The sequence below is a fragment of the Nocardioides sp. YJ-D4 genome (assembly GCF_054031495.1).
Genome location: NZ_CM132932.1, coordinates 4,505,300 through 4,524,181, shown reverse-complemented (window position 1 = coordinate 4,524,181; position 18,882 = coordinate 4,505,300). Strand labels below are relative to the sequence as shown.

At 70.4% G+C, this 18,882-nt stretch carries 14 protein-coding genes; 5 read left to right on the top strand and 9 right to left on the bottom strand.

All coding sequences use genetic code 11. The annotated features are described in order from the left end of the window. Positions 1 to 29 precede the first annotated feature (29 nt). On the top strand, positions 30 to 1,073 hold the full coding sequence (locus ACW14X_RS21710) for an NAD(P)-dependent alcohol dehydrogenase (RefSeq protein WP_457163248.1): 1,044 nt from the start codon (positions 30 to 32) through the stop codon (positions 1,071 to 1,073). Here the strand turns inward: ACW14X_RS21710 and ACW14X_RS21705 are convergent. Continuing rightward, positions 1,070 to 2,260: an MFS transporter gene (locus ACW14X_RS21705; RefSeq protein WP_457163247.1), complete on the bottom strand. Its 1,191-nt coding sequence runs from the start codon at positions 2,258 to 2,260 to the stop codon at positions 1,070 to 1,072. The genes ACW14X_RS21710 and ACW14X_RS21705 overlap by 4 nt on opposite strands. A gap of 69 nt (positions 2,261 to 2,329) precedes the next feature. Continuing rightward, complete coding sequence (locus ACW14X_RS21700) at positions 2,330 to 3,229, bottom strand: RNA polymerase sigma-70 factor (protein WP_457163246.1); 900 nt, start codon at positions 3,227 to 3,229, stop codon at positions 2,330 to 2,332. Between the two features lie 161 nt (positions 3,230 to 3,390). On the opposite strand from ACW14X_RS21700, the gene ACW14X_RS21695 reads away from it, so the two are divergent. Continuing rightward, a complete protein-coding gene (locus ACW14X_RS21695; protein ID WP_400465403.1) occupies positions 3,391 to 4,134 on the top strand; it encodes an NUDIX domain-containing protein in 744 nt (247 codons plus the stop codon). 7 nt (positions 4,135 to 4,141) lie between these two features. On the opposite strand, the gene ACW14X_RS21690 is transcribed toward ACW14X_RS21695, so the two are convergent. The 3 genes from ACW14X_RS21690 to ACW14X_RS21680 form a co-directional block, all read right to left on the bottom strand. Continuing rightward, positions 4,142 to 7,567, bottom strand: a complete 3,426-nt coding sequence (locus tag ACW14X_RS21690; protein WP_457163245.1) for a glycosyl hydrolase — start codon at positions 7,565 to 7,567, stop codon at positions 4,142 to 4,144. Positions 7,568 to 7,577: 10 nt separating this feature from the next. After that, positions 7,578 to 10,772: a family 78 glycoside hydrolase catalytic domain gene (locus ACW14X_RS21685; protein WP_457163244.1), complete on the bottom strand. Its 3,195-nt coding sequence runs from the start codon at positions 10,770 to 10,772 to the stop codon at positions 7,578 to 7,580. A gap of 124 nt (positions 10,773 to 10,896) precedes the next feature. Next, complete coding sequence (locus ACW14X_RS21680; RefSeq protein WP_457163243.1) at positions 10,897 to 11,829, bottom strand: EamA family transporter; 933 nt, start codon at positions 11,827 to 11,829, stop codon at positions 10,897 to 10,899. A 73-nt stretch (positions 11,830 to 11,902) separates the two neighbouring features. On the opposite strand from ACW14X_RS21680, the gene ACW14X_RS21675 reads away from it, so the two are divergent. Further along, complete coding sequence (locus ACW14X_RS21675; protein ID WP_457163242.1) at positions 11,903 to 12,829, top strand: LysR family transcriptional regulator; 927 nt, start codon at positions 11,903 to 11,905, stop codon at positions 12,827 to 12,829. On the opposite strand, the gene ACW14X_RS21670 is transcribed toward ACW14X_RS21675, so the two are convergent. From ACW14X_RS21670 to ACW14X_RS21655, 4 genes are all read right to left on the bottom strand, one after another. Beyond that, complete coding sequence (locus ACW14X_RS21670) at positions 12,802 to 13,761, bottom strand: co-chaperone YbbN (protein ID WP_350713136.1); 960 nt, start codon at positions 13,759 to 13,761, stop codon at positions 12,802 to 12,804. The genes ACW14X_RS21675 and ACW14X_RS21670 overlap by 28 nt on opposite strands. Positions 13,762 to 13,783: 22 nt before the next feature. Next, positions 13,784 to 14,290, bottom strand: coding sequence for a PH domain-containing protein (locus ACW14X_RS21665; RefSeq protein ID WP_160027818.1), 507 nt, complete (start codon positions 14,288 to 14,290; stop codon positions 13,784 to 13,786). A 64-nt stretch (positions 14,291 to 14,354) separates the two neighbouring features. Beyond that, the gene (meaB, locus tag ACW14X_RS21660) at positions 14,355 to 15,299 is read right to left on the bottom strand and encodes a methylmalonyl Co-A mutase-associated GTPase MeaB (protein ID WP_457163241.1); all 945 of its coding nucleotides are present in this window, start codon (positions 15,297 to 15,299) and stop codon (positions 14,355 to 14,357) included. Between the two features lie 12 nt (positions 15,300 to 15,311). Next, entirely contained in the window at positions 15,312 to 16,499 is a 1,188-nt protein-coding gene (locus ACW14X_RS21655) for an acetyl-CoA C-acetyltransferase (RefSeq protein WP_160027806.1), read from the bottom strand. Positions 16,500 to 16,640: 141 nt separating this feature from the next. Here ACW14X_RS21655 and mce point away from each other — a divergent pair, with 141 nt between their 5' ends. Together mce and ccrA are read left to right on the top strand one after the other, a co-directional pair. Further along, on the top strand, positions 16,641 to 17,090 hold the full coding sequence (gene mce / locus ACW14X_RS21650) for a methylmalonyl-CoA epimerase (protein ID WP_350837934.1): 450 nt from the start codon (positions 16,641 to 16,643) through the stop codon (positions 17,088 to 17,090). A 133-nt stretch (positions 17,091 to 17,223) separates the two neighbouring features. Next, a complete protein-coding gene (gene ccrA / locus ACW14X_RS21645) occupies positions 17,224 to 18,564 on the top strand; it encodes a crotonyl-CoA carboxylase/reductase (protein ID WP_457163240.1) in 1,341 nt (446 codons plus the stop codon). Positions 18,565 to 18,882: the final 318 nt, after the last annotated feature.

Sequence of the window (18,882 nt, the reverse complement as noted above, 5' to 3'; positions counted from 1 at the left end):
CGGGGGTCCTGCCGGTCTGGAGATCGACGATGAAGGCTCTGAGGTACGTCAAGATCGGCGCTGCGCCGGAGATCAGCGAGGTTCCGGTGCCGGAGCCGGCACCGGGCCAGGTGCGGGTGAAGATCACCGCCGCCGGCGCCTGCCACTCCGACTCCTTCCTGATGGGCCTGCCGGAGGATGCCTGGCATTCGTTCGGCTACCCGCTGCCGATGACGCTCGGGCACGAGGGCGTCGGGGTCGTCGACGCCCTCGGCGACGGGGCGCACGGGATCGAGCCCGGTGAGCCGGTGGCGATCTACGGACCGCAGGGCTGCGGCCGCTGCTACCCGTGCGCGCAGGGCAAGGAGAACTACTGCGAGCGCGCCGCCGAGCTCCACATCAGCCCGCCAGGGCTCGGCACCGACGGCACCATGGCCGAGTACGTCCTCGTGCCGGACGCCCGCCACCTGCTGCCACTCGGCGACCTCGACCCGGTCGCCAACGTGGCGCTCACCGACGCCGGCCTGACGCCCTACCACGCCATTAAGGGCTCCCTGCCCAAGCTGGTCGCCGGCTCGACCGCCGTCGTGATCGGCGCAGGCGGCCTCGGCCACGTCGCGATCCAGCTGCTGCGGGCCCTCTCCCCCGCGACCGTGATCGCACTCGACCTCAACGAGGACAAGCTCGCCCTGGCCACCGACGTAGGCGCACACCACGCCTTCCTGTCCGACAAGACAGCCGCCGACAACATCCGCAAGGTAGTCGGCGCCCGCGGCGTCACCGCCGTCTTCGACTTCGTCGGCGCCCAGCCCACCGTCGACCTGGCCTCATCCGTGATCGGCGTGGAGAGCGATCTGGTCATCGTCGGCGTCAACACCGCCAGCGCCCAGGTAGGCACGCTCGCCAAGCCGTACGACGCGGTGATCCGGGCTCCCTACTGGGGTTCGCGCTCGGAGCTGATGGAGGTCTTCGACCTCGCCCGCGCCGGGCTCGTGCACGTGGAGACGGAGCGGTTCTCCCTGGACGAGGCACCGGAGGCGTACCGGCGACTTCACGAAGGCACGCTTCGCGGCCGCGCCGTCGTCGTCCCCTAGTCCGGCCTCGCCGCAAACGCGGCTCCAGCAAGCAACGCAGCAACGACCACAGTCCCAGCAAGAACCCAGTAGAGCGCGTCATACCCGCCCAAGACCGTCGCAAGCGCAGCCCCCACAGCAGGAGCAAGCGCACCAGCAACCCCAGCAGGAGCCGAGTAGACACCGTTGAGCGCGGCGTACCTCTCCGGCCCCCACACGTCACTGACGACGGTCGCCGCGATGAGCGTGTAGAGCCCGCGAGCGGTGCCGGTGAGCACCGCGACGACGATCATCACCCAGCCGACCGCAGGCAACAACGGAAGCAGCGCGACAGAGGCGGCGAACCAGAGCACTCCCCCGAGCATCCGGGCGCGGACACCGAAACGCCGCGCCAGCATCGGATAGAACGCACGCCCCGCGACCTGACCGGCGCCGCTGAGCCCGAGAGCCCAGGCGGCGGTGGTGGCGCTCAGCCCGTGCTCGACGAGGAACGGGACCAGGTGGACGATCGAGGCGAACACGGCCAACGAGACCAGCGTGCCGGCGAGGGTGAGGAGCACGAACCGGCTGCTCCGCAGCACGTCCCGGTCCCGCACAGGACGGCCGTCCTTGGCCGGAGCAGCGGGCTGCCAGGCGAGATCGAGCACGACGACGCTCGGCACGAACGTCAGCACGACGAAGGCGCCGGCCAGGATGACGTACGTCCATCGCCACTCCACCCACCCCGCCAGCGCATCGGTGAGCGGCGCGAAGATCGTCGAGGCGAATCCGCCGGCGAGGGTGAGGGTCGTGATCGCATCGACTCGCCGCGTACCGAACCAGTGGGTCAGCGCCGCGAAGGCCGGCGGGTAGAAGGTGCCGGCGGTCGAGAGCCCCACCAGCAGCCAGCCCAGGGCGAAGATCCAGTACGAGGGCGCAGCCGCGACCACGAGCAGCGACACCGCCCCCAGCAGACTGGCCCCGGCCATCACCCACCGCGGACCGAAACGCTGGATGACCCGCCCGACAGGGATGCCCGCGACGGCGCCCACCAGCGTCCCTGCGGAGAAGGCGGTCGTGATCGCGGCCGCCGACCATCCGGTGGTGTCGACGATCCGCGGCTGCAGGACGGTGAAGGCGTAGTAGAGGACGCCGTACGCCGCGGTGACGGTCACACAGAGCGTGACCAGCACCGCGAGCAGTGGCCGACCCTCGACCCGCTCTTCCATCGCCGACCTCCCAGCAGCAGCACGTAGGTCGTCACCCTTGCACGCGCCACCTCGGGGCCGGCGTCGGCCTCAGCGTTCCAGCTGGACCTGCTCGACGACGCCGCTGAGCTTGGAGGGGTTGCGTACGTAGTAGAGGCCGGTGACCTTGCCGTCCTCGACGTGCAGAGTGACGACGCCGTCGACCTCCTCGCCGAAGTAGACCAGCATCCCGGGGGCACGGTTGACGCTGGTCAGCTCGAACCTGGGGATGCCGAACTTCGTGGCCAGGCCCTCGAAGAACCGGAGCACCTTCTCGGCGCCGTGGATCGGCCTGCGGGCCGCCTGCACCACACCGCCGCCGTCGGAGAAGAGCACGACGTCGGGGGCGAGCACGTCCAGCAGCGACTGCAGGTCGCCGCCGGTCGCGGCGTCACGGAACCGCTCCAACGCGCGCCGCGCCTCGGCCGCCGAGACCGACTCGCGCGGCCGCCGCTCGGCGACGTGGTCCCGCGCCCGGTGGGCGATCTGCCGCACCGCGGCGGGCGACTTGTCCACCGCCGCCGCGATCTCGTCGTAGCCCAGCGCGAAGACCTCGCGCAGCACGAAGACCGCCCGCTCCGTCGGCGAGAGCGTCTCCAGCACCAGCAGCACCGCGGTCGAGAGCGAGTCGGCGAGCTCGGCGTCCTCGGCGACGTCCGGCGCGGTCAGCAGCGGCTCGGGCAACCACGGCCCGACGTACGTCTCCTTGCGGCGCGACAGCGTCCGGATGCGGTTGAGCGCGAGCCTGGTCGTGATCCGCACCAGATAGGCGCGGTGGTCGCGCACCTCCTCCAGCGGCACCTCGGCCCAGCGCAGCCAGGTCTCCTGGAGCACGTCCTCGGCGTCGGCGGCCGAGCCGAGCATCTCGTACGCCACCGTGAAGAGCAGGTTGCGGTGGGCGACGAAGACCTCGGTCGCGGCGCCCGCGCTCGCCCCCTGGGACTCACTCATGCGCCCGACCCTACCGACGCGGGAGTCAGCGGGTTCGCTGCCTGCGGGATCCTGAACGTGCTGGGCATCGTTGCCCTCCTGTGTCGTGGGATCATCTCGTCACCCATCCAGACACCGGCAACCCCCAGGTTGTGACAGTCCGGGCTCGCTAGGGTGGTCGCGTGAGCGAGCCAGAGACGACGACGGTGGCGGAGGGCGTTGCCCGGATCGAGTGGGCCGCGGGCGAGGCCGTCGATGTCGTACGCCGTGAGGTGGCCGCCGCGCTGCTCACCCATCATCGGGTGGAGGCGCTGGTCGACCCGGACGACCCGTCCGAACAGCGCACCGCGACGTGGTCGGGACTTCACCGCGAGGGGCTGCTCCGCGGCGTAGCGGGCGGCAAGGACCGGATGATCTACGCCCGGGTCGCGAGCGATGCCCCGGTGGAGGCGCCCGAGGGCTTCCGGGCGCTGCTCAACTCGTTCCTCCCGCGCAAGCGCGCGATCGGGCAGATGCTGGTGCGCGACGCCGAGGAGCGCGTCCTGATGTGCCAGCTGACCTACAAGAAGGACTGGGACCTGCCCGGCGGCATCGTGGAGGTCGGGGAGTCGCCGAAGCTCGCCACCACCCGCGAGATCGAGGAGGAGCTCGCCCTCGTCCTCCCCGCCGGCGACCTGCTGCTGACCGACTGGCTGCCGCCGTGGGGCGGCTGGGACGACGCCGTCTGCCTGGTCTTCGACGGCGGCGTCCACCCGGCATCGATCGTCGAGCGCACCACCCTCCAGCCTCGCGAGATCCGCTCGGTGGCGTTCTGCACCCTCGACGAGGTCCGCGAGCGGGCCGCCGACTTCACCGCGCGCCGGGTCGAGGCCGCTCTGGCGGCGCTGAAGGGCGGCCCGACCTATACCGAGTCGGGCCGCCCCTAGCCCTGGCTCACCTCGACGCGGTCAGCTCCGCGACGACCACCGCCCTCGGACGGAGGCTGACCGGCCCGATCAGACCGGAGGTCGGCGGGACCTGGTTGGCCTTGCCACGCTGGTTCAGCAGCGTGTTGGTGACCCGGACCTCGATCGTGTTGGCACCGGCACGGAGCGCCTCGGTGGCGTCGATGACGTACGGACGCCACAGCGCCCGCGGCAGCACGACCCCGTTGATGGTGACCTGCGCGATGTCGCGCACCTCGCCGAGGTCGAGCAGCATCCGCCGTCCGGCCAGATCGGCGGCGGTGACGTCGACGGAGGTGCGGTAGGTCGCGCTCCCGGAGAAGCGGGGGTCGATGGTCGTCCACGATCCCAGCGGCCGGGTCTGCTCCGTCTCGCCTTCCCGCTCGAGCTTCACCGTCCACGGACCGTCCAGCGCGATCGGCTGCAGCGGGTCGGTCGTCGTGGCCTCGCCGCGGTAGGTCCGCTGCCCGTCCTTGCCGGTGAGAGCCGTCGTCCCGGGCTCGTCGACCAGGACGGTCGCCTCGAGCGCCTTCCCGCTCCGGGTCACCGACTCGGCGACCTGGTCGCCGACCAGGTGAGCCCCTGGCGTGGTGCCCTTCTGGAAGACGATCGCGAGCGTCTCGTAGGGATCGAAGCGCAACGGCACGGTGGTCTCCTTGCTCCCGCCCTCGTCGTACGTCGCGGCGACCTCGGTGCTGCCGTCCCGCGGATCCCAGATCTCGGGCACACCGTCGACCGGGAGGGTCGCCGAGGTGGTGACGGCCTGGTCGCTCTCGTTGTTGACCAGGAACGCGACGTCCCCGTCCCGGCTGGTACGCAGCACCCGCACCGCCGGTGCGGCCGGGCTGAGTCCGGCCGCGGAGACACCGGCGGAAGCCGCGAGCCCACCGAGCGCGTCCGCGTCCGCGACGACGGCGATGTGGCCCTCGCCGTGGCGGGTCCACCCCGCCGAGGCGCCACCGAACAGCGAGCGCAGCTCCCGGTCCAGCTCTGCGGTCCGACCGCCGGCCTCGAGCTCGGGCAACGGCCCGACGGCCGCCACGCGGCCGCCGCCGCGTGCGAACTTCTTCAGGGTCCGAGCCGTCTCCAGGTCCAGGACAGGTGTCGTCGGCAGCACGAGCATCCGGTAGCTCGCCTCGCCGACCTTCAGCACGCCGTCGTCGGAGCGCGCCTGATAGCGAGTGCCCGGATCACCGGACAGCGAACCGTCGCTGACCAGGTCGAAGTCGACCTGGCCACGCTCGAGCGCGAAGGCGGCGCCGCTGAGGTGGTCGTCGAGCTCGTGCTCCGCGTCCGTCGACCTGGTCTGCTCCGCGGCCCGCTGCGGCTGGACCAGGGCGGTCCGAGCGAGCGAGTCGCCCCGGCCGAGCTCCATGACCCGGCCGATCCAGGCGTCGACGTCGCCCATCGCGTCCCAGTAGGTGCTGGCGGGCCCGAACGGCGGCGCGAAGTAGACCTGCTTCTCGTCGGTCCACATCGCGTGCAGCGCGGTGAAGTTGGCTCCCCGGGTGGCCAGGGCACCGATCGTGGCGTGCATGTACTCCGGTGCCACACCCCAGCCGGAGTTGCCGAACACCTCCACCAGGGCACGCTCCGCACCGCTCTGGTGGGCCGCCGAGGCGGCGTTGCGCATCAGGGTGGTCTGCTTGCCCGCGGTGTAGTCGGCGGTGATCATGTCGGTGCCCGGGACCTGGGCGTACTGGTTGTTCTTGGCCAGGTCGCCGGTGCTGTGCATCCGCTGCTGCGGGCCCTCCTCGTCGAGGAGCGGGTTGGTGATCAGCTGCAGCCCGTGCTCGCCCATCCAGGCGGCCTGGCGCTGGTAGTAGTTGGTCGCGAACGCGTCGTTGACCGCCCGCCAGTAGGTTCCGGCGTACTGCTCACCGGTGCGGCCGAGCTGGTCGGAGGCGGCGGTGAACGCGACGCCCGGGGACCCGCCCGCGTCCTCGATCAGGCCCGCGAGACCGTCGGACCAGGCGAGCCGCTTGAACGGCCACGGCTCGGCCGAGGAGATGAACGGCTCGTCGTCCCAGAAGCCGGGCACGACCGAGCCCATCGCCCAGCCGAAGCGGCGCAGGTACTCGCCCTGCACCACCTCGAGCAGCCGGTCGGTCGCGTCGGGGTCGAGCAGATTGAGGTAGCCGCGGTGGTAGCCGCTGGTGTCGTCGACCAAGGTCGTGTGGGCGAAGGTGTCGACCTGCCAGCGTCCCGCCGGCACCGTCCAGGAGCCGTCCTCGAGGTTCGGGGTGAGCTCGACCAGATCGCCGCCGTCGGTCGATCCCGTCGGGCGAGCCGCGGCCGCGACCGTGTCCTTCAGCCTGACCAGGGGGCCGCCGAAGTCGCCGATCGCCTCGCTGTCGTCGAAGGTCTCCGACCACAGCGCGGCCCCGGCCGGGTCGGTCACGGTCAGGTCGTTCCACTGCACGCGCTGAAGGCCCTCGACCGCGTCCTCGATCCCGACGCCGCCGAACTCCGCGCTGACCGCCGGAGCACCCGTGGCGTACGTCGCGTCGACCGCCACCGGCTGGACGGTCTTGTTGATCACCGGCTGGATCCGGTCGCCGGCGACGGTGACGCTGATCGTCTGCTCCCGACGTGGCGAGAAGCCCGGCGTGTTCACGCCGGTGGTCAGCCGGGTCCGCGAGCCGCCGTCGAGGCGCCAGACGCTGGCCTTGCCCTTCACGTCGACGTCGACGAGGTAGCCGCGGCTGCCGTCCTCGGAGGCGCGTACGACGAGCTGCGCGCCGGAGGCGGTCAGGGTGACCTTCCCGGTCGCGGTGTAGTCGCCCCAGGTCGCACCGGAGCTGATCGGGTGCGCGCCCTCGCGGATGGCCGCGTCCACGACGAGCCGTCCGCCTTCGACGCTGAGACCGCTGGACTCGGCCGGGTCGATCGTCACCGGGCCCTCGACGACCCGCGTCGAGCGCTGCAGCGCCTTGAGCCGCAGCTCGGGGCTCGGCTCGTACGTCTTGTCCCCCACCGTGCCGCCGTTGGCGATGATGCCGCCGGCCTTGCCGCTGGGGAAGTTGCTGTCGTTGAACAGCCAGATCCTCATCCCGGTGCGCTGCGCCTCTCGCAGGACGTGCTCGACGATGTCGAACCAGGCCTCGGTGAAGAACGCCGGCTGCATCTTGTCGCCGCCGTAGGGGAAGAGCACCGCCTCGTAGACGCCCTTGTCACGCATCTCCGCCATCTGCGCGTCGACGACGTCCGGGGTCACGTTGCCCGTCCAGTACCAATAGAACGCCGGGCGGCTGTCGCTGGGCGGATCGGCGAAGGCCGCCGGATCGAAGCCACGCGCCTCGGTCGCCGCCACCGTCGCCTGGGTCGCCACCGCAGGATCGGTGGGTACGGCGCCGAGCGCGAGCGAGGTCGCCAGGGCCACGGTGCCGGCGAGAACGCCGGTGAGTCGGATCATTTTCTGCTCCCTACCTGGTGATGAACGTGTACGTGCCGGTCCCGACCTCGAACTCGGCGAACCCGGGAACCGTCGAGGTCACCCGGCGGGCGCCGTTCGGGGTGGTGACCCGGACGCCCTCGGCTGCCGGGACGCGGACGGTCGCGGTGGTGTTCGGCGGGATCGTGACGGTGAGCCGGACCTGTCCGTCCGCCCGGACCCACGAGCTGGAGATCGTGCCCCGGACCGACTCGAAGGAGGACGCTGCCGACTCGACGTCGCCGACGAGCGCGGGCTCGATCACGACCTTCTTCCAGGCGACCGAGTCGTCGGCCTGGGTGATGCCGGCGACCCCACCGGTGAACCAGGCGTCGATCGCGCCGAGCATGTAGTGGTTCTGCGAGGCGCCGGAGCTGGTCCAGCTCTCCGGCAGCGAGGTCGCGCCGGCGGCGAGGAACTTGCCGTAGCTGACTCCGTCGTCGCGCTGCACCCAGTCGTGGAGCACGTCGTCGAGCCGCTCCCGGGAGAGCAGGTCGACGGCGGCGTACAGACCCACCTCGCCGACGACGATGTGGTCGTCCGCGGCGCGGATCTGCTGGACGAACCTGTCCAGGACGCCGGCGCGCAGGTCGGCCGGGACGAGGTTCTCCTGGAGCGCCAGGGCCTGGCTGGCCTGGTCGCCGTTGCCGTAGAGCCCGGTCTCCGGGTGGTAGAAGGTCGCGTGGAACGCCGTGGCCACCTCCGCCGCCTTCTGCTCGTACGCAGCGGCGGCCGCGTCGCGCCCGAGGGCGCCCGCGATCCGGCTCATGTGGGTGAGGATGCGGTGGTAGGCCCAGGTCTGGGTCAGCGCCGGCGGGGTGGCGGGCGAAGCCGGGGTGATCCAGTCACCGAGGCCGCCGGGGACGATGCCTTCCTTCGAGATCGAGGCCAGGTAGTCGGCGTACTCCACCATCTGCGGCCAGTGGGCACGCATGGCGCTGTCGTCGCCGTACCACTGGTAGATCTGCCAGGACGAGACCGCCAGGGTCGCGCCCCAGTTGGCGTCGTGCCGGAAGGCTCCCGCGAAGAGGGCGTCCTCGGGTGCGGTGGTGGGAATCAGCCCGTTGCCCTGCTGGGCGTCCACGACGTCCTGCAGCATCTTGCGGTAGTGCGCCTGGACGTCGTAGCCGTACGCGAGGGTGTCGAAGACCAGGTTGGTCTGGTCGAGCCAGCCGAGCTTCTCGCGGTGCGGGCAGTCGGTGAAGACGGAGTACATGTTCGACTGCACCGAGCGGTCGATGATCCGGTGGATCCCGGTCATCTGCGGGTCGGAGGTGATGAACGAGCCGACCGCCCGGTCGGTGGCGCGCAGCACCAGCCCCTTCACCGTCTCAGCGGTCGGTGCGGTGGTCAGCCCCTCGACCTGGAGGTAGCGGAAGCCGTGGTAGACGAACCTCGGGGTGAACGTCTCCTCGCCGGCGCCGGCCAGGGTGAACCGGTCCCGGATGTCGCCACCGACGCTGCCCTGGTCCACGGTGCCGTCGGCCTTGAGCTTCTCGGCCGGGCGCATCGTGATCGTGGTCCCGGCCGGGCCGCTGGTCGTCAGCTGCTGCCAGCCGGCGAAGTTGGTGCCGAGGTCGAAGACGTACGTCCCCGCCTTCGGCTCCTTGACCGCAACGGTCTCCAGGGTGTCGACCTGGCGGATCGGCGGGCTCTGCTGAGCCACCAGCTCCGGGTCGCCCGCCGGGGCGCCGATGTCGACCGCGTCGAGCCAGCCGTCACGGTCCGCGCCGGGCTCGTTCCAGGCGCCGAGGTCGCGCCGGGCGTCGTGGTCCTCGCCGCCGTACCAGTTCGAGAAAGTGACCTCACCGAGGGTCGACTTGAACGAGGAGCCGGTCGCGACCGTCTGACGCCGGCCGTCGCGGTAGGTGATCTCGAGCTGACCCATCGCCCGCGGGGCGCCGTGCCCGGCGGCGGCCTTCATGTAGCGCTTGGGGATCTCGGGGGTGTTGAAGACGTTGTAGATCCCGTTGCCGAGCTCGATCCCCCAGGTGTTGCTGCCTCTGCGGAGCAGCCGGGTCACGTCGTACGTCGCGTAGGGGACCCGGACGCTGTGCTCGGTGTTGCCGGGCTGCAGCAGATCGGGCGAGACCGGCTCGCCGTTGAGCGAGGCGTCGTAGACGCCCTCGCCGGTGACGTAGAGCCGCGCGGAGGCGACGTCGTCACCCGCGGTGAAGTCTCGGGCCAGCACCGGCAGTCCGTCCGGAGAGGCGTGCAGGTTGGAGACGGCGGTCACCTTGGTCCGCGGCCCGACCTTGGTGAAGGTCGTGTCGTCGGTGGAGACCGAGACCTGGAAGTCGCGGGGGAAGTTCGGGGTGGTGCCGTAGTCGCTGGGCGCGTCCCACAGCGAGTAGAGCCGGACCGTGTCGATCGCCGTCGGCTCGCCGAGGTCGATCGTGATCACGATCGGCTGGTCCTGGACGTCGGTCTCGGGGTGGTAGTCGCTGCGGTAGCCGCGCGGGTCGTCCGCGGTGGTGACCTTGCCGTCGGTCAGGTAGGCGGGATCCCACACGCCCGGCTCGGAGTTCTCCTCGGAGACCGTCACGGTGGCGCCCTCGGCCAGGTTGGCCCCGTCGGCGCCGTGGGTGACCTCGATCTCGCCGAGCTCGAGGCGCGGCTTCCAGTTCGGGTCGTCCAGGGGCTCGCCGGGTCGGCCGAGGTCGATCACGGTCAGCCGTACGTAGCGGGCTTCCTGGGCACCGATGCTGACGTCCTGGTGAAGCGGAGCGGCCCAGCGCTCGTCGGTGATCCACCGGCCCTGCCAGTCGGACTCGTCGAGCAGACCCATCTCGAAGGAGGCCGGCCGGCTCCACTCGCTCACCTCGCCGGCGGCGTCCCACACCCGGACCTGCCAGGAGGCCTTGTCGCGGGAGCCGAGGCGGTCGCCCGCGTAGGACGTCGCCATCGCGGCCGAGCGGACGCGGCCGCTGTCCCACAGGTCAGGGTCGCCCAACCTGCTGCGGGTGGATGCGACCCGGACCTGGTAGGCCGTCTGCCGGGCGACACCGACACCGTTGCGCCACTGCAGATCGGGGGTGAGGTCGTCGATGCCGATCGGGTCGCTCACCCCTCCGACGCTGAGTCGGGCCGGGGCGGCGACCCCGCCGGACGGGTCGCTCGCGACCGCCGCGGACGGCATCAGACCGACGGCTGACGCCACCAAGGCCAGGGTGACCAGGGCTCTCATCGCACCTCCTGAAACGATTCAACTCCAACGGAGGCTCAGTATGGCGCACGTCACACGTATGACGGGAGGCCCAGTGCCGGACTGGCCGCATGTGGCCAGTCCGGCACTCAGGTCAGGAGAGCGCTCAGCGGCGCTTCCCGCTCTCGACGAGATCCGGGAGCGGCCCGGCGACCCCACCGGACCGTGGCAGGCGTACCACTCCCTGAGCGACCAGCGCCCCGATCACCAGGAGAGCGCCACCGGCGAGCTCGCCCGCGCTCGGCACCTCCCCGAGCAGGAGCCAGGCCGAGCCGATCGCGACCGGGGGCACCAGCAGGATCCACGGCACCACCGACGACGCCGGGTGCCGCGCGAGCAGCGAGTTGAAGATCCCGTAGCCGACGAACGAGGCCAGCACCACCGTGTAGGCCGTGGAGACGAGTGCCTCCCAGCCGAAGGCGGCCACTCCCTCACGGACCCCCTCTGGTCCGTCGAGAACCAGGGAGAGCGCCAGCAGCGGGAGCGGAACGACGAGGGCCGACCAGACCGTCAGCGAGAGGCCGCCGGGCACCTTGGCCGCCCGGGAGATCACGTTGCCGATCGCCCACGACAGCGCGGCGAGCAGGCAGAGCACCAGCGCGACGACGGGCACGTGACCACCCCGTCCGAGCGCCACCACGACCAGCCCCAGAGCGCCGGCGACGACGCCGACCACCTGCATGAGGGTGGGCCGCTCGCGCAGCACGCCGGCCGCGATGACGATGGTGAGCACGACCTGCGCTTGGAGCACCAGCCCGGCGAGCCCAGGCGGCATCCCGGCCGCCATGCTCGTGTAGAGCAGACCGAACTGGCCCAGGCTCATGAAGATCCCGACCGCCGCCACCACCCGCCACGAAGCCTTCGGCCGCGGGAGCAGGAACACCGCCGGGAAGGCGACCAGGACGAACCGCACCGCGAGCAGGAGCAGCGGCGGCACCGCATGCCCGTCGCGCGTCTCGAGGCCCCAGTCGATGACGACGAAGTTGAAGCCCCACAGGACGGCGACGAGGACGGCGAGCAGCGAGTCACGGCGGTTCACACCGTCAACGATGACAACAATGACCATGAAGCACCAGCGAATGATTCTTCATCCGATGACGTAGCATTTCTTCATGATCGACCTCGCCTCGCTCGTCGCCCTCCGCACCGTCGACACCCACGGCTCGGTGGTGGCGGCCGCCGACGCCCTGGGCTTCACGCCCAGCGCCGTGTCGCAGCAGGTCAAGCGGCTCGAGCGGCAGGTCGGCGTACCTCTTCTGGAGCGGATCGGGCGCGGCGTGATGCTCACCCACGCCGGCCGGCACCTGGTCGAGGAGGGGTCTCGCCTGCTCGCCGACATGGAGTCGCTGGAGTCAGGGCTGCACGAGCAGGCGACCACCGTGGCCGGTCGGCTGCGGCTGACCGCCTTCTCGACCGCGATGCGCGGACTGGTCGCGCCGGTCGCGGGCCGCCTCCGCGTCGACCATCCCGAGCTCGCCCTCACCCTCTCCGAGCGCGAGCCGTGGGACACCGTCGACCTGGTGGCCACCGGGCACAGCGAGATCGGCGTCGTGCACTCCTGGGGAGACGTGCCGCTCTCCATCCCCGACCATCTCGTCACCACCGAGCTCCACCGCGACATCGCCGACGTGATCGCCCATCGCGACCATCCGCTGGCCCAGCTCGCCAAGGTGACCCCGCACGACCTCGTCGCCGAGGACTGGATCGCGACACCGGAGGGCACGATCTGCCGGCAGTGGCTGAACCGGATGTACGCCGGCACCGGCCAGCTACCGCGGATCGCTCACGTGTCGATGGAGTTCGACAGCCATCTCGCCCTGGTGCGAGCCGGGCTCGGGATCGCGCTCATCCCACGCATGGGCAGGGCGGCGCTGGGTGAGGACCTGGTCGCCGTACGCGTCGTCGACCCGGTCCCCACGCGCGAGATCCTTGCGCTGCACCGGCGCACGATGGCCGCCTCACCGGCGGTCACCGCCGTGCTGACCGCCCTCGCGGCTGAGAACGATCGAGATCAGAACAGGGCAGAGGCCAGCGACTGACGGCCCTTGAGCACCCGCTCGTCGTCGTTGCCGACCGCGGCGAAGAGCCCCAGCAGGTGCTGGCGCGCCTTGTTGCGCTCGTCCCCCGACGTACGTCGCACCAGCTCGACCAGCCGGAGGAAGGAGTCCTCCACGTGGCCGCCGAGCAGGTCCAGGTCGGCGACGAGCGTCTGCGCGTCGACGTCGTCGGGCGCGGCCGCGGCGGCGGCACGGGCAGCGTTGAGGTCGACCCCCTGCGTACGCTGCAGCACCTTGGCCATCGCCAGCCCGGCGGCGGCCTCGGAGTCGGCGGGGTTGGAGGCGATCAGCTTCTCGTACTCGGCCACGGCGGCGTCGATGTCGCCGCGCTCCAAGGCGTCCTGGGCCGGGGCGTAGCGCGGATCCATCGCCGGCTCGTCCCCGTCCTCGGACGCCACGGCACCGCCGAGGGCGTTGGGCTTGTGCCGCCCGCCGATCCCCTGGGTGGTGAGCTGCTGGCCGAGCTGCTGGAAGACCGTACGCAGCTCCTCGAGGTTGAGCGCGCCCGGGATCGGCTGGGTGACCGGCCGGCCGTCGAGCAGGATGTAGAGGAGCGGCACCTGGGGCACCTGCAGCGCCTGCGCGATCTGCGGGTTCTTGTCGATGTCGACCAGGCCGACCAGGAAGCGGCCGTCGTACTCCTCCACGACCGTCGACACGTCGCGCGCGTAGGTGACGCTCTCGGGAGCGCGGGAGGCCGAGTAGAAGACCAGGACGACCGGAGCGGTCATCGACGCCTCGAGCACCGACTGGAAGATCTGCTCGTCGACCTCGACGGTGTAGGAGCCGGCGCTCCGCCCCTGGGCGGGAGCCGCATCGGCCGGACCGCCGAAGGGGGCGTCCTGTGCGGGCGTGGTGCTGGCGAGCCCGGAGAGGTCGACGGCTCCGGGACGGGAGAACGGCTGCTGCGTCATGCGGTCAATCCTATGGGGTGGCCTAACCCACGCTGCCGCGGAGACCCGCGCGCTGGACGACGCGCTGGATGGTCAGGTCTCGCTCGTTCGGCCGGCCGACGAAGTAGATGTTGTTGAGGCCCTGCTCCTGGGCGGCCGACTCGAAGACGAAGTGGCCGTAGTTGAAGATCTGGCCGGTGAACGACTGCTTCACGGTGATGTCGAGGACTCGGGCCAGCGGCATGGTCGCCAGCTCGCTCGAGAGCACGCCGTGGACGCGGAAGATCCGCATGTTGGTGACCACGAACCGGTCCCGGCTGACCACCAGCGCGCGCCAGAACGCGTGCCCGACCAGCGCGAAGGCGAGCAGCACGATGATCCAGGCGACGTTCATGTCGATCGTCGCCGCGACGATCATCAGCGCCAGCCCGAGGATCGCCTCGCCCACCGGACGGAGGTAGGAGACCCAGTGATGGGTGACCTCGTCGACGACGACCTCACCTTCGTCGCGAAGGAGGTGCTTGGAGATGTCGACACCGAAGAGGTTCACACCGCCCACGATAGTGACTCCGCCGAACCCATGGCGAGAGAACAGGCCGTACGCCGGGACAACTCTAGTCGTCGAGGAGGGTGTCGGCGGCGGCGTACGGGTCCCGTACGCCCTTGACCACCTCTGCCGCCAGGGCGTCGAGGTCGCCGTCCGAGCCGACGCTCGACCATCGCGCGCGCAGGGTCTCGACGGCGATGGCCTCGACCTCGGCGCGGGCCCGACGCGTACGCCGCAGCTCCAGCGTCCCGCTGGAGCGCAGCCACTCGCGGTGCTCGTCGAGCGCGCCGACCACCTCGGCCAGCCCCTTGCCGGACTGGGCGACGGCGGTGAGCACGGGCGGGGTCCAGGCCCCCTCGGTGCGGTCGGTGAGGCGCAGCATCCCGCGGAGGTCGCGCTGGACCTTGGTCGCGCCGTCGCGATCGGCCTTGTTGACGACGTAGAGGTCGCCGATCTCCAAGATCCCGGCCTTCGCCGCCTGGATGCCGTCACCCATGCCGGGCGCGAGCAGCACCACGGTGGTGTCGGCGAGCCTGGCGATCTCGACCTCCGACTGGCCGACCCCGACGGTCTCGACCAGCACCACGTCGAACCCGGCGGCGTCCAGCACCCGGATCGCCTGCGGCGCCGACCAGGCCAGGCCGCCGAGGTGGCCGCGGGAGGCCATCGAGCGGATGAAGACACCCGGGTCGGTGGCGTGGTCGGTCATCCGGATCCGGTCGCCCAGCAGCGCGCCGCCGGAGAACGGCGAGGACGGGTCGACCGCCAGCACCGCCACGGTGCGCCCTTCCGAGCGCAGCTCGCGGACCAGCGCGGAGGTGGTGGTCGACTTCCCGACCCCGGGCGCGCCGGTGAGCCCCACGATGTGGGCGTTCCCGCCGTGAGGCGCGAGCGCGGCCATCACCTCGCGGAGCCGCTCTCCCCCACCGACCGGGGCGTTCTCGACGTACGACACCAGCCGCGCGACCGCCCGGGGCTCACCGCCCCGGGCGCGCGCGACCAGGTCGCTCACCTCAGCGATGGCTCAGGCCTTGGGGACACGCACGATCAGGGCGTCGCCCTGACCGCCACCTCCACACAGCGCGGCGGCACCGGTGCCACCGCCGCGGCGCTTGAGCTCGTTGGCCAGGTGGAGGACGACCCGCGTACCGGACATGCCGACGGGGTGGCCGAGGGCGATCGCGCCGCCGTTGACGTTGACGATCTCGGGGTCGAGGCCGAGCTTCTTGGTGGACTCGATGCCGACGGCCGCGAACGCCTCGTTGAACTCGACGAGGTCGAGGTCGGCGGCGGTGATGCCCTCCTTCTCGAGGGCCTTGGCGGTCGCGTTGGCCGGCTGCAGCTGCAGCGAGGAGTCGGGGCCGGCGACCATGCCGTGGGCACCGATCTCGGCCAGCCACTCCAGACCGAGCGACTCGGCCTTCTCCTTCGACATGACCACGACGGCGGCAGCACCGTCGGAGATCTGCGAGGCGGAGCCGGCGGTGATGGTGCCGTCCTTGGAGAACGCCGGACGGAGCTTGCCGAGCGACTCGACGGTGGTGTCGCCGCGCACACCCTCATCGGCGCTGATCACGATCGGGTCGCCCTTGCGCTGCGGGATGGAGACCGGGACGATCTCGTCGTCGAAGACGCCGTTCTTCTGGGCCGCGGCGGCGCGCTGGTGCGAGGTGGCGGCGAAGGCGTCCTGCTCCTCACGGGTGAGCTTCACGCCCTCGGAGTTGATCTGCTCGGTCAGCCCGCCCATCGCCTGCTGGGTGGCCTGGTCGTAGAGCGCGTCGTACGCCATCGAGTCGACCAGCGTGGTGTCGCCGTACTTGAAGCCCTCGCGGGACTTCGGCAGCAGGTGCGGCGCGTTGGTCATCGACTCCATGCCGCCGGCGACGATGATCTCCGCCTCACCGGCGCGGATCAGCTGGTCGGCCGTGGCGATGGTGTTGAGGCCGGAGAGGCAGACCTTGTTGATCGTGATCGAGGGCACGTTCATCGGCAGCCCGCCGGCGATGCCCGCGGCGCGCGCCGGGTTCTGGCCGGCACCGGCCTGGATGACCTGGCCCATGATCAGGTAGTCGACCTGATCCGGCGAGACGCCCGCCTTCTCCAGGGCGCCCTTGATGGCGATGCCGCCCAGATCGGCCGCGGACAGGCTCTTGAGCCCGCCGAGCAGGCGGCCGATCGGCGTGCGCGCCCCGGCGACGATGACGTTGGACATGGGTCCTCCAAATGTTGGTGGTGCTGATCTGCTCCGAGGTTACTAATTAGTAACCTCAGTTGGAAGAGTGTTGAGCGCAGCCCGGTGTGGCTGTCATCACACATTGTGCCCGTTGCCCCCGACCTCAAGGAGAGTAGGCCCATGACATCCGTAGAGATCCCACCGCACCTGTTCACCCAGATCGACCACGTCGGTCTCGCCGTCGCCGACCTGGATGCGGCGATCGACTTCTACGAGAAGACCTTCGGCATGAAGCTCGCCCACCGCGAGACCAACGAGGAGCAGGGTGTCGAGGAGGCGATGATCGCGATCGGCGACTCCGACAACAAGCTCCAGCTGCTCGCCCCGCTCAACGAGAACAGCACCATCGCCAAGTTCCTCGACCGCAACGGCCCCGGCATGCAGCAGCTCGCCTACCGGGTGACCGACGTGGAGCAGGTCTCGGCGATCCTCAAGGAGCGGGGCGTACGTCTTCTGTACGACGCACCGCGCCGCGGCACCGCCGACTCCCGGATCAACTTCATCCACCCCAAGGACGCCGGCGGCGTCCTGGTCGAGCTCGTCGAGCCGGCCGCCGACGCCGCCCACTGAGCCAGAGCCCACGACGGCACGTGAACGATCCAAGAGTCATGTGTCACATCAGGCTGGTCATTGCGGTTACTCACCAGTAATGTCCACCGAACTAGAGTCAACCGCGACCCCTACGACGACGCAGGAGCCGACCATGCAACACATCCTCGACGCGATCCTCGCCGGCGATACGCCCGGCGAGGAGTTTGCGAACCTCGAGATCCCCGACCACTACCGTGCCGCCACCGTCCACAAGGACGAGGTCGACATGTTCGAGGGCGTCGCGACCAAGGAGAAGGACCCGCGCAAGTCCCTCCACGTCGAGGACGTCGCCCTGCCCGAGCTCGGTCCGGGCGAGGCCTTCGTCGCCGTGATGGCCTCGGCGATCAACTACAACACCGTGTGGACCTCGATCTTCGAGCCGGTCTCCACCTTCGGGTTCCTGGAGCGCTACGGCAAGGAGTCCGAGCTCGGCGCCCGCCACAACCTCGACTACCACGTCGTCGGGTCCGACCTGTCCGGCGTCGTGCTGGCCGTGGGCGCCGGTGTGACCAAGTGGAAGCCCGGCGACCGCGTCGTCGCCCACTGCCTCTCGGTCGAGCTCGAGGCCCCCGACGGCCACAACGACACGATGATGGACCCCTCCCAGCGCATCTGGGGCTTCGAGACCAACTTCGGCGGCCTCGCCGACGTGGCGATGGTCAAGGCCAACCAGCTGATGCCGAAGCCCGAGCACCTGACCTGGGAGGAGGCCGCCTCCCCCGGCCTGGTCAACTGCACCGCCTACCGCCAGCTCGTCTCCGCCAACGGCGGCAACATGAAGCAGGGCGACAACGTCCTGATCTGGGGTGCCTCCGGCGGCCTCGGCGGCTTCGCGACGCAGTACGCCCTCAACGGCGGCGCCAACCCGGTCTGCGTGGTCTCCAACGAGGAGAAGGCCAAGATCGTGCGCAACATGGGCGCCGAGATGGTCATCAACCGCTCCGAGATGGACTTCAAGTTCTGGAACGAGGACGGCACCCAGCAGAACCCGAAGGAGTGGCTGCGCCTGGGCAAGGCCATCCGCGAGCTCACCGGCGGCGAGGACATCGACATCGTCTTCGAGCACCCGGGCCGCGAGACCTTCGGTGCCTCGGTGTTCGTGACCCGCAAGGGCGGCACCATCACCACCTGCGCGTCGACCTCGGGCTACATGCACGAGTACGACAACCGCTACCTGTGGATGAACCTCAAGAGGATCATCTCGAGCCACTTCGCGAACTACCGCGAGTCGTGGGAGGCCAACCGCCTCATCGCCCAGGGCAAGATCCACCCGACGCTGTCGCGGACGTACACCCTCGAAGAGGTCGGCCAGGCCTCTCTCGACGTCCACCACAACAAGCACCAGGGCAAGGTCGGCGTGCTCTGCCTGGCTCCCGAGGAGGGCCTCGGCGTCCTCGACGAGGAGAAGCGCTCGGCTCACATCGACAAGATCAACCTGTTCCGCGGAATCTGAGACGGCCAGCCCGGGTAAATAGCCCATTTGAGACTGGATTCACGGCCGGTCTCCCCTTGCGCGAGGGGTGACCGGCCGTAGTCTTGCCCTTTGGGAGCAGAGGGCAAGACACAAACCCCCCTAAAGTGTGAGGAATCCGCCACAAATGACGAATGAGGGACTATCCATCTTCAACGAGGCTTCAGAGCCTCGGAAGAAGCCTGACCAGGACTCGACGGAGACGCAGGTTCTCCCACGGGTTCCTGGCGCTTCCGGATCGCCCAGCTCCGGCCACAACTCGGCTCCACCGGCTCCTGGCTCACTCCCAGCCTTCCCGGT

Excerpts from the sequence above, each read along its gene's own strand:
- ACW14X_RS21710 (WP_457163248.1), top strand. The coding sequence starts at position 30 with ATGAAGGCTCTGAGGTACGTCAAGATCGGCGCTGCGCCGGAGATCAGC.
- ACW14X_RS21705 (WP_457163247.1), bottom strand. The coding sequence starts at position 2,260 with ATGGAAGAGCGGGTCGAGGGTCGGCCACTGCTCGCGGTGCTGGTCACG.
- ACW14X_RS21700 (WP_457163246.1), bottom strand. The coding sequence starts at position 3,229 with ATGAGTGAGTCCCAGGGGGCGAGCGCGGGCGCCGCGACCGAGGTCTTC.
- ACW14X_RS21690 (WP_457163245.1), bottom strand. The coding sequence starts at position 7,567 with ATGATCCGACTCACCGGCGTTCTCGCCGGCACCGTGGCCCTGGCGACC.
- ACW14X_RS21685 (WP_457163244.1), bottom strand. The coding sequence starts at position 10,772 with ATGAGAGCCCTGGTCACCCTGGCCTTGGTGGCGTCAGCCGTCGGTCTG.
- ACW14X_RS21675 (WP_457163242.1), top strand. The coding sequence starts at position 11,903 with ATGATCGACCTCGCCTCGCTCGTCGCCCTCCGCACCGTCGACACCCAC.
- ACW14X_RS21670 (WP_350713136.1), bottom strand. The coding sequence starts at position 13,761 with ATGACGCAGCAGCCGTTCTCCCGTCCCGGAGCCGTCGACCTCTCCGGG.
- ACW14X_RS21655 (WP_160027806.1), bottom strand. The coding sequence starts at position 16,499 with ATGTCCAACGTCATCGTCGCCGGGGCGCGCACGCCGATCGGCCGCCTG.
- mce (WP_350837934.1), top strand. The coding sequence starts at position 16,641 with ATGACATCCGTAGAGATCCCACCGCACCTGTTCACCCAGATCGACCAC.
- ccrA (WP_457163240.1), top strand. The coding sequence starts at position 17,224 with ATGCAACACATCCTCGACGCGATCCTCGCCGGCGATACGCCCGGCGAG.